Below are 6,236 nucleotides of genomic sequence, written 5' to 3'. Positions count from 1 at the left end.
CCGCGGCACAACTTCTACGAACTGCCGCGCATCCGGTCCGAGCGTCCGGCCTTCGAGCTGCACTACCCGCATATGGTCGAGCGGATGCGCGCCGAATTGCACGTCGGCTGGGGCTCGGCCGCCAAGCACACCGCGGCGGTCGCGGAACGGCCCGAGACGCAGGCCCCAGCGTCGGAGTCCTGACGCCGATTACCGTGCGGCGGATACCACGTCCGGCTGGTCACGTGTCGAGCGACGCAGGGCAACGGCAGCGGCGCCGAACAATGCGAAAGTCAGCCAGATGTACCCGTTGTGGACGAATGTCGCGATGTGGCTGCCCGATGGATAGTCGTAGATGCTGCTCATCGTCGGGTCGACGAAGGCGATCACACCACCCGATGCGACCACGACCGCCACCAGCAGTCCGATGGACACGACCACACCGCGCTCGCGCAAGGCCAGGTCGGCCAGATGGACCAGTAGCGGCGCGAGCCAGACCCAGTGGTGCACCCAGCTGTACGGGGACACCGCGGTGGTGGTGAGTCCGACCAGGACCACCGCGGGCAGTTCGTATCCGGTCAACGACAGCCGACGTGCCAGGTACAGGCAGGCCGCGGCGATGGCGAAAGCGCCCGCCAGCCAGAGCAATTGGTGCACGCCCTCGACACCGACGGTCCGCGCGAGCAGGCCGCGCAGTGATTCGTTGCGTGGATTCTCCGGCACACCGACGCGCTTGGGGTCGGCGAATGCGCCGCTCCAGAAGGTCAGCGAATCCTTGGGCATGGCCGCGAAACCGACGAGTACGGTCCCCGCGAACGCACCGATCGCCGTCACGGCTGCCCGGTACCTGCGCGTGACCAGCAAATAGACCACGAAGAAGGCGGGGGTGAGTTTGATACCCGCCGCGATCCCGGTCAGCACGCCCTTCCACCGTGAGGTATCGGGCAGTGCCATATCGGCGAGCACCAGCAATAGCAGGAAGATATTGATCTGCCCGAAGGCCATGGTCTCGCGCACCGGCTCGCACCACATCAGCAGTCCGGCGATCGGCACGCCGACCAACACCAGCCGCAGGTCACGCCGGTAGCCGAGCATCGACAACGCCGCCCACACCGAGGCGGTCAGCATGGCGAAGTTACCGAACGCACCGACATAGGTGAATACGTCACCGTGCAGGTTGACCAGCGGTACGAACAGCAGCGCGGCGAACGGCGTATAGACGAACTCCCAGACGCCCCGGGTGTGGCCGAGCAGGGGCGTGTCGTAGATGGAAACGCCGTCGGCCACCCGGTGCCCGGCGATCTGATAGACGCTCAGATCCATCAGATGCAGCATCACCTGCATCGTTTCGCGGACCTGGTGGATGTAATACAGACCGGCGACGGTGCCGAGGACCGAGATCACCCAGAACGCGGCGGTGGGGATGGTGCGGCGTTCGGACTCGGTCGGTGCCGCGGACAGCGCCGCCGCATTCTCGATCGTCGATACAGGCACGCTCATCTCCCAGCGATAGGGGTCCGGACTCGCCGCCCCACGGTAGTGGCACTCCGCGCGCGGCGCACACCGCCCGGACTCAGCGACGCGGGCGGATATTCTCGCGCACCGCGGCGATGTCCGGATAACCATTCACCGCCATGAGCAGATCGGCCTCCGCGAGAATCATCCGCAGCACGTGCACCAGCCCCGAAACCCCGCCCAGCGCAAGGCCGTACACATACGGGCGGCCGATGCCGACCATCGTCGCCCCCAGGCCGAGCGCCTTGATCACATCGCTGCCCGACCGCACACCGGAGTCGAACAGCACCGGCACCCGGTCCGCGACCGCTTCGACAACTCCGGGGAGCGTCTCCAGCGCGCTCAGACCGCCATTGGCCTGGCGGCCACCGTGATTCGAGCAGAAAATGCCGTCGATGCCCGCATCGATCGCGCGGCGTGCGTCATCGGGATGGGAGATGCCCTTGAGGATGATCGGCAGCGCGGTCAGCGAGCGAAGCCACTCGAGGTCATCCCAGGTAAGCGGATTTCCGAAGGTCTGCACCCAGTGCAGCACGATGGACTGCGGATCGTCCGAGCCGACCATCTGCTGGAAAACGGGATCGGACGTGTAATTCTGCAGCACGTGCCCGCGCAGCTGCGGGAAGTTCCCGGTCGACAGGTCACGCGGTCGCCAGCCCGGAATCCAGGTGTCCAAAGTGACCGTTATGCCGCGATATCCGGCCGACTCGGCCCGGCTCACCAGACTCGCGGCGAGGTCGCGATTCTTGGGAGTGTAGAGCTGGAAGAAGCTCGGCGTCGCGCCCGCGTGGCCGATGACCTCCTCCAGCGGATCCTGCATCAGCGTCGAGAAGACCGCTGGCACACCGGATTTCGCCGCCGCCTCGGCGACCGCGATATCACCGTGCTTATCGCCGACCAAGCCGATCACACCGACCGGGGACATGAAGATCGGGCTGGGAAAGGTGAGTCCCCAGGCGTCGACCGATAGGTCGCGCTCGGTCGCACCGACCAGCATCCGCGGCACCAAACCCCAGTCCTCGAATGCCTCGACATTGCGCCGCTGGGTCAGCTCGTCACCGGCTCCGCACGCGATATAGGAGTGCAGCGAGGCGGGCAGTGCGGCCGCGGCCTTCGCCTCGAGCGTCGCGAAGTCCATCGGAAACTCCGGCGCATTCCCGCCGAGAGCTGCGAAGTAGATCTCGTTCTGATAGTCCGCGAACGCCACAGGTCTGCCCTTCGGTGGGAAGTCGATCGGAGGGGTAGTCTCCGTTTGCTGGATAATCAGACGCTAATGTCCATGATCGACGCCGGACGAATCGACGAAACATTCGACCACGACACAGCGCGGGAGCTGTGCGATACGCGTCACAGTACCGGACTGGTTTGTACCGGATGACCTGCGCATCGAGGTCCGACGGCCATACCCGCCGTAGCGCGAGTAACCGCCGGAGCGACGGGTAATCCTCCGAGCAGCTGACAGATTGTGAGAACCGCCGTGAACCTCGACTACCTCGAACAACCCAGTGACCACGACCTCGTGGTGGCCAGTCAGATCAAGAGCCCTCCGCTACGTCGCCTGGTGCGGCTGGCGCTCGGCCTGTCCACCGAGTCCATGGACCTGCTCACGGCACTCACCGACCGATTACGGACCGCGGAGGGCGCGCTGGCCGATCCGGCGACCAGCGGTGAGTTCTAGACCGGTACCGCCTCGATAATCGAATGCGGCCCGGCCGTGGCGACCACCCGGCGCAGTCGGAAGCCGCCGCGGGCGAGCAGGTCGCGGTATTCGCCCGCGGTGCGTTCCCGGCCGCCGATGGCCAGCATGACCTCGAGGTCGAGCCACAGACTGAAATGGGCGCGGTTGCGCGGCGGGACGACGCATTCGATCAGGATCAGTCGGCCGTTCGGGACGATCGCGGCCCGCACCGAACGCAGAATTCGCAGGGCTGGCTCGTCGGGCCAATCGTGGATGATGTGTTTGAGCACGTAGGCATCCGCACCCGGGGGCGCGGAATCGAAGAATGAGCCGTTCTCGACCGTGCCGCGCTCGGCAACTCCGGCGCGCTCGAAGATCTGCGCGGTGGTCACGGTGGCCGAATCCAGGTCGTAGACAATGCCATTGGCACGCGGTGCGGCACGCAGAATCGCGGCGAGCAGATATCCGCTACCACCGCCGACATCGACGATCCGGTCGAAACGGTCGAAGTCGTAGGCGGCCAGTATCGCCCCGACCGACAGCCGCGTGGTCGCCTTCATCGCCTCGTGAAAGCCGATGGCGAATTCGGGATTCTGCGCCAGATAGTCGAATCCGGTTACCCCGTGCGCCAATTCATGACCCGATCGACCGGTCTCCACCGCGTGCACGAGTTGACCGCGCGCTGCCCAGACCGCGGGATGGCCGAGCATCATCAGCACCGGGCGCACGGATGTCGGCGAATCCGCGCGCAGGGCATCGGCCATGGGGGTGAGCGCGAAGCGGCGATCGGGCCGTTCGGCGAAGACACCCCGGCTGGCCAGCGCCCGCAGCAATCGATAGGTCGCGTCCGAATCCGCACCGACCACGCCCGCTATCCGGTCGGCGGGCAGCGGGCCGTCGGCGAGTACATCCGCGATGCCGAGTGCGGCGGCGGTGTAGAGCGACTGTGTCATCATCCAGCCCTCGGCCAGTTCCAGCACACCGATCGGAGCGGGTGCGAGGCGTTGGGCCAGCCTTCGGAGCCGGACTCGGACGCCTTCGACAGCATGTGCGAGACGCGGCGGTGGCAGCGCGGTGAGTGAGTACATCATCGGCCTCCTCGAGCATTGTCTCCCCACCCCGCCGAACACCTGGTTCGGTTCCGCGACCATGCCACCCGAGCGACTCCGGCGGGCCAACCCCTATCACTGACCCCTATTTCGGCGGCTATGCATCCGAAAGCGCACCGGGCGAAGACTTTTCGCGGTTACTGCGCGATTACCGCAGGTCGATACGGTGATTTCGGGTTCGTCGACAACACCCGTGGCCGCCCGCACCCGAAATCCAGGAGCACATGATGTCGCAGTCCACAATGGAATCCCCCGCGATCGGACTCCCGACCGTCATCGGCGAGCATGCGCGGCATCGGCCGGACGCGGTGGCCCTGATCTGCGGCGCGCACGAGACGACTTATGCTGCCCTGCACCGCAACTCGTGTCGGGTGGCCAATGCGCTGCGGGCCGAGGGGCTGGTCGCGGGCGATCGGATCGGCTACCTCGGACACGACAGCGAACGGTTCTACGAATTGGTGATCGCGGCCGCACATACCGGGATCGTGCTGGTGCCGATCAATTGGCGACTCACCGTCGCCGAAATCGCGCATGTGCTCGGTGATTCCGGCTGCAGGATGCTCTTCGTCGACGCGGGCCGCGAGGCCGCCGCCGTGAGTGCGCTGGCGGAGCTGTCCGCCGAGGTGGCGCTGCACCGGATTGATCTTTCCGGCGTCGCGGGCGCCGGATTCGCCGCATGGCTTGCCGACCAGCCGGATACGCCTCCGGGGCGCGCGGCTTCGCGTTTCGATCCGCTGCTGCAGATGTACACCAGCGGTACGACCGGGAAGTCCAAGGGTGTGGTCATCGCCCAGCAGAGCCTGTTCGCGGTGCGCGACGTGCGCCATGAATCGGAGCTGGAGTGGCTGGAGGTGCCGCAGGACGATGTCGCGCTGGTGGTCATACCCGGATTCCATATCGCGGGGCTGGCCTGGGTGGTGCAGGGGCTGATCGACGGCATCGTCACGGTGGTGCTGCCCGAGTACACGCCCGGTCTGTCACTGGAGGCCATCCGGACGCGCGGGGTCACCGCCGTGTACGCGGTGCCGATCATGTTGGCGCTCATCCTCGTCGAACCCGGTGTCGGTCCGGCCGATTTCGGCAAGCTCCGGTTGGTCGCCTACGGCGGGTCGCCGATTCCGGAGGACATGCTCGCACAGTGCATGACCCAATTCGGCTGCGAGTTCCTGCAGTTCTACGGGATGACCGAAACCGCCACGCCCATCACCTTTCTCCCACCAGGTGACCACTGGGTCGGTAATCCGCGCCTGCGCTCGGCCGGATTCCCGTATCGGGGTGCGCGGATCGAGGTGCTGGATCGGGACGGAAAGTCGTTGCCGCCCGGCGAAGTCGGTGAGGTCGTTGTGCACGGTCCCGCACCGATGGTCGAGTACTGGGAGCGTCCGGACGCCACCGCGGCCACCCTCATCGACGGCTGGATCCACACCGGCGACGCCGGATATCTGGACCAGGACGGATATCTCTATATCAGCGACCGGATCAAGGACATGATCATCGTCGCGGGTGAGAACGTCTATCCGGCCGAGGTGGAAAATGTCATCGTCTCGCATCCGGCGGTACGCGAAGCCGCGGTCGTCGGCGCACCCGACGAACGATGGGGTGAGACGGTACATGCGTTCATCGCACTCATCCCCGGACAGAGCGTAACGCCCCATGAGCTCACGCTGTTCCTGCGCGAGCGACTGGCCAGCTTCAAACGGCCGCAACACTTCGCCTTCATCGACTTCCTGCCCCGCAATGCCAGCGGCAAGATCCTGCGCCGCGAACTGCGCGACCAGTTCTGGCAGGGCCGCGAGCGCGCGATCAACTAGCCCCGCACCGATGGCGCGGCCGCATTGAAGCTGCTGCCGCGCGCCGATTCGCGCGCCACGCGCATTTCGCCCAGTGAATTCGTGCGCTGGGCACTGGGCGAGAAACGGTGCGCGGCGCCTGCGATCCATATGGACGACGCACGT

Annotated in this window: 5 protein-coding genes and 1 pseudogene; 3 read left to right on the top strand and 3 right to left on the bottom strand. The window is 66.1% G+C overall.

Features of this window, described 5'->3' with window-relative positions; all coding sequences use genetic code 11:
* A pseudogene (locus tag AB0L58_RS40565) lies at window positions 1-183 on the top strand (cytochrome ubiquinol oxidase subunit I); the annotation flags it as partial.
* A 6-nt stretch (window positions 184-189) separates the two neighbouring features.
* Here AB0L58_RS40565 and AB0L58_RS40560 read toward each other — a convergent pair.
* Together AB0L58_RS40560 and AB0L58_RS40555 are read right to left on the bottom strand one after the other, a co-directional pair.
* The gene (locus tag AB0L58_RS40560) at window positions 190-1,479 is read right to left on the bottom strand and encodes a glycosyltransferase 87 family protein (RefSeq protein ID WP_364396192.1); all 1,290 of its coding nucleotides are present in this window, start codon (window positions 1,477-1,479) and stop codon (window positions 190-192) included.
* Window positions 1,480-1,552: 73 nt separating this feature from the next.
* On the bottom strand, window positions 1,553-2,701 hold the full coding sequence (locus AB0L58_RS40555; RefSeq protein ID WP_364396190.1) for an alpha-hydroxy-acid oxidizing protein: 1,149 nt from the start codon (window positions 2,699-2,701) through the stop codon (window positions 1,553-1,555).
* Between the two features lie 258 nt (window positions 2,702-2,959).
* On the opposite strand from AB0L58_RS40555, the gene AB0L58_RS40550 reads away from it, so the two are divergent.
* Entirely contained in the window at window positions 2,960-3,172 is a 213-nt protein-coding gene (locus AB0L58_RS40550) for a hypothetical protein (RefSeq protein ID WP_364396188.1), read from the top strand.
* On the opposite strand, the gene AB0L58_RS40545 is transcribed toward AB0L58_RS40550, so the two are convergent.
* Window positions 3,169-4,263, bottom strand: coding sequence for a methyltransferase (locus tag AB0L58_RS40545; protein WP_364396186.1), 1,095 nt, complete (start codon window positions 4,261-4,263; stop codon window positions 3,169-3,171). The genes AB0L58_RS40550 and AB0L58_RS40545 overlap by 4 nt on opposite strands.
* Before the next feature lie 245 nt (window positions 4,264-4,508).
* Here AB0L58_RS40545 and AB0L58_RS40540 point away from each other — a divergent pair, with 245 nt between their 5' ends.
* Window positions 4,509-6,092, top strand: coding sequence for a long-chain-fatty-acid--CoA ligase (locus tag AB0L58_RS40540; protein WP_364396184.1), 1,584 nt, complete (start codon window positions 4,509-4,511; stop codon window positions 6,090-6,092).
* Window positions 6,093-6,236: the final 144 nt, after the last annotated feature.

It is taken from the genome of Nocardia sp. NPDC052112 (genome assembly GCF_040680135.1).
Taxonomy (GTDB): domain Bacteria; phylum Actinomycetota; class Actinomycetes; order Mycobacteriales; family Mycobacteriaceae; genus Nocardia.
Note: the sequence above shows the minus strand (reverse complement) of the source record. Positions and strands in the feature narration are given on the sequence as shown.